This window comes from Peribacillus sp. P4_C12, assembly GCF_056402095.1.
In genome coordinates this window covers 1-4171 of the sequence record NZ_JBFUIB010000331.1, presented here as the reverse complement: position 1 = coordinate 4171, position 4171 = coordinate 1, and the positions used below count along the sequence as shown (strand labels likewise).

Annotated in this window: 6 protein-coding genes; all 6 read right to left on the bottom strand. The window is 37.2% G+C overall.

Translation table 11 applies throughout. The features are described from left to right. A partial coding sequence (locus AC1DUW_RS22220) for a sulfite exporter TauE/SafE family protein (RefSeq protein ID WP_477643484.1) occupies positions 1–449 on the bottom strand: 449 nt, incomplete at its 3' end. A 177-nt stretch (positions 450–626) separates the two neighbouring features. Beyond that, positions 627–1241: an NAD(P)-binding protein gene (locus AC1DUW_RS22215; protein WP_477643483.1), complete on the bottom strand. Its 615-nt coding sequence runs from the start codon at positions 1239–1241 to the stop codon at positions 627–629. Beyond that, complete coding sequence (locus AC1DUW_RS22210; RefSeq protein WP_201185136.1) at positions 1222–1983, bottom strand: sirohydrochlorin chelatase; 762 nt, start codon at positions 1981–1983, stop codon at positions 1222–1224. The genes AC1DUW_RS22215 and AC1DUW_RS22210 overlap by 20 nt, the downstream gene beginning before the upstream one ends. Beyond that, on the bottom strand, positions 1983–2759 hold the full coding sequence (cobA, locus tag AC1DUW_RS22205; protein WP_477643482.1) for a uroporphyrinogen-III C-methyltransferase: 777 nt from the start codon (positions 2757–2759) through the stop codon (positions 1983–1985). The genes AC1DUW_RS22210 and cobA overlap by 1 nt, the downstream gene beginning before the upstream one ends. Positions 2760–2777: 18 nt before the next feature. After that, positions 2778–2993: a DUF3906 family protein gene (locus AC1DUW_RS22200; RefSeq protein ID WP_053346353.1), complete on the bottom strand. Its 216-nt coding sequence runs from the start codon at positions 2991–2993 to the stop codon at positions 2778–2780. Positions 2994–3014: 21 nt separating this feature from the next. Continuing rightward, positions 3015–4171, bottom strand: a 1157-nt coding sequence (locus AC1DUW_RS22195) for a nitrite/sulfite reductase (protein WP_477643481.1), incomplete at its 5' end; no start/stop codon positions are given.

The window sequence follows — 4171 nt, the reverse complement described above, 5'->3', positions numbered from 1 at the left end:
TCACAAAACCCTGCAAAAAGTCCTAGCGGGATAGATTGTTTCGCTGTTAATGGCTTTACGGTTTCATTTTCCTTAGACGGCTTGAAAATAAATAGAAAACGAAACAAAACGTATACTCCTAGTCCAAATAGAAAGATAGCAATATACGGTTTTGCTAATTCAGCTGGCAAATTGCTCAGAAAACAAGCACCCACAAATGCTCCAACAGAACCTGGAATAATCAAACGATAGACCATATTCTTATCTACGTTCCCAAACTTGATATGAGATGCTCCAGAAACAGCTGTCGTTACTACTTCCGATAAGTGAACAGATGCTGATGCTACTGCAGGTACGATCCCGAATGTCAACAATAAGGAAGTTGAACTTACTCCATACCCCATTCCAAGTGAACCATCTATTAATTGGGCTAAAAACCCGATAAAGGCTAAAACGATTAACTTTTTCATGACTTCCCCCTTTTTTTACTTAGATAGAACCTAAATTACCCTCGACCCGACCTACATACAATTCGCTAGTAAATAGAACATTGAAATTTTATTTTCAGACACAAAGAGGCACCTAACCAAAATAATTGTTTCATTTTGATTAGGTGCCTTCAGTTTTTCTGATCAGCCCAATGATTTTTATTCAGTTTCTACTGGCAAAAGCCTAGCTAAAAAACGATATCTTTCTTTAAGGGAATATTTATAAATATCCTCAATTGAATCTTTTAGTAACTGAGATTTTTCATCTTTTGATAATGAACTCTTTTTTATATGCATCCTTACTTCGAAAAGAAATTCAAGGTATTCTTCATATGACTCATCATAAACTTCCTGTAAATCATTTCGGATTTTTTTAGCGAGTTTTGGACTTGCCCCATTGGTAGAAACGCTAATTGTGAGCTTACCTCTTTTCAATGTAGCTGGTATATGAAAGTTGCCCAGCTCTTGATTACTAATAACGTTAACAAGTTGGCTATGAGATGTGTTCTTATAGACTTGCTCGTTAATTTCTGAGGAGTTTGTTGCAGCTATGATTAAAAAAGCATCTTTATAGTCAGTTTCTTCTACTTCTTTAAGTAAAACATGGATTTTCCCTTCCTCTTGTAGCTTCTGGAAACCTTCGCATATTTCAGGACTTACAACAGTTACTTCAGCACCTGCTTCTAGTAAGGGGCCCGCTTTAAAGTAAGCTATTTTACCACCGCCGATAATGATACACTTTCTATTCTCAATATTAAGAGTAATTGGATACATAAGCACCCTCCTCAGACACTTCGTGAATTCGTTCTGATAATGCTTTTTCTATCTTCGGATGATAACCGAGATAACGGCAGAGAACAAAATTCTGTTTGCCTTTTTTCTGGATCTTTTTAATAGCTGTTTGGATGGATTGCATTAAAATACCGGTAAATAAAAGGTAAGGAATAATAAAAATTTGATCTGATTGGGAATCTTCAGCCATTTCCAATGCTTCTGCAAAAGTTGGTGAAGCAGCAGTCAGATAACAATCTTGTACTTGGCTTTTTGGTAACCTACGCTTAAGTAAACCCGCTAATTGACTTAAATCTCGTTTCACGTCGGGATCACTGCTGCCCCTTCCAACTAATAAAACTAGTGAATTCTCCGTTACCTTTTCGTTTGTCTCTTTCAATCTTTCTACTAAAATGTCAACCATTTTATCACTGACCCCTATGGGTCTTCCGTACTTCAACTCTACCTCTGGATACTGTTTTTTCATTTTACATAGAATGACTGGAATATCATATTTTGCATGTGCAGCAGTTAACAGAAGAACTGGAATAGCAATGATTTTCGTCGCTCCGCGTTGCACACATCGATCATAGGCATCTTCTATCGTAGGACTTTGTAATTCTAAAAAGCAATACTCCTGAATTGTGTTAGATTGTCCTTCCATGCATACATGAATAAAATCAATCGCTTGGGCAGATGCTTCTTTGACACGGCTTCCATGGCAAATATATAATATAGCTTCCATTAAAAGGCCTCATTTGCCAACAAATTTTCCGCTTGTTTTTGTTCAAACCATTTGATCTTCTCTCGTAAATTGACCACATCTCCTACAACTATCATGCAAGGATTGGAAATTTGCTCACTTTTGGCTGTTTCTAGTACATTAGCTAATGTACTGACAGCTGTCTTTTGTGTTTTTAACGTTCCCCAATGAATAAGAGCTACTGGAGTATTGGGATTTTTTCCATGCTCCAAAAGTTTCCCTTGAATATACGGTAGATTCTTCACTCCCATATATATAGCTAATGTATCAATACCATTTGCAAGAGATTCCCACTTGATATTATCATCTTCGTCTTTTTTCCGATGGCCGGTAACAATGGCAAATGAAGAAGCATGATCTCGATGGGTCACTGGAATTCCAGCATAAGCTGTGGCAGCAATTCCAGCCGTAATGCCTGGCACAATTTCAAAACTTACGCCATTTTTTGCAAGGGCTTCAGCTTCCTCTCCGCCTCTTCCAAAAACAAAGGGATCGCCACCTTTTAATCGCGTAACAATTTTCCCCTTTTTTGCATATTTAACTAGAAATCGATTGATTGTATCTTGCTGCAACAAATGATAATCCGGCAGTTTACCGCAATTAATCAATTCGACTCCTTCTTTTGCATAATTCAACAGTTCTTTATTGACAAGACGGTCATATAAAATGACATCGGCTTCTTGAATGCACTTTAATCCTTTTATTGTAATTAAATCTGGATCTCCAGGACCGGCTCCTACTAGATATACTTTCCCCATTATGCAACCTGCCTTCCCTTAGAGAATTGTTTCGAATTCCGATAATACGTAACCTGTTCCATTATTAATTTTTCTTTTTTCGTATAATGATATATCATCCACTTCAGGCATTTTCAAAAAACGCTTTTCCAGCTCGATATCAACGAGCTGGAAGGCCTTTTCATCCGAATCTGCGGCGATGATGACATGAATTAGTTCTTCTTTAATAGTGACTTCAAAACGGTATAGATTCATATTCTTCTTACCTTCCGCTATTTAAACAGCAACCTCTGTTAAAATATTATCAAGTTTACTTTGTAATTCTGATTTTCCTACTCGCTCTACAAAATCCAAGAAAGTTTCAGACAATAGCTTTGTTTCTTTGAAAAACAGGATAAGCTCTTTTAATACGTCATAAAGCTTTTCAGCTTCCACTTTCCCTTTTAATTTTTCATTGAACTTCCCACCAGCATTAAGTGTTCCGCCTACGTATATTTCAAAAGCCTCGACCATTTTTTTGTCTTGGTTTTTCATTTTGATACCTTGCAACCCGATTTCAGCAATAGCTCGTTGACCACAGTTATTCGGGCAACCCACCATATGCATTCTTACCGGTACATCTAAATCAATTTCTTTATCCAGTTTTTCAGCAATAGTTTTCATCCGGTTTTTTGTTTCAACAAGTGCCAGGTTGCAATACTCAATGCCTGTGCAAGAAACGGAATATCCAATGAATTTTTTTGGTTGATATGGAAATCTTTCAAAAATTGATTCTTGTTTTAATTCTTCAAGTTTTGCATCCGGAACATTAGGAATAATTAGATTTTGCGAATTACAGTTGCGGATTTCACCGTTTCCGTATTTTTTAGAAAGTTCAGCAAACTCAATAACTTCGTCTGGAGTTAAACGGCCAACTGGGATATTGACTCCAACATAGTTAAGTCCTTCTTGTTTTTGTTTATGGATACCATAGAAATAGCCAGCATTCCATTCCTTCAATGCACTTTCTCCCTTTTCTGGAAGTGGACCGGTGTATTCAAGCAATTTTTCCTTAAATTGCTCTGGACCCCAATCAGCAACAAGGAATTTCAAACGAGAGCGATGACGCTTTTCACGGTAACCGAAGTCACGGAAAATCGTTGTGATGGCGGCTGCCACTTCCACTGTTTTCTCCGGTAAAATGAATAAATCAAGTTCTTCTGCTAGCATAGGGACGGAGGATAATCCACCCCCTACTTTAACGTGAAAACCAACTTCTGTCTTTCCATCAATAACCTTCGTAGCTGGATTAAATGAAACGCAGTTAATTTCAGCATTGGAAGCATTATGAACATTAGCACTGACTGACATTTTATATTTCCTTGGAAGGTTTGAAAAATCTTCGTTAAGTCGGAAAAACTCAAATACATTATAAAGGACCTCACGTGTATCAA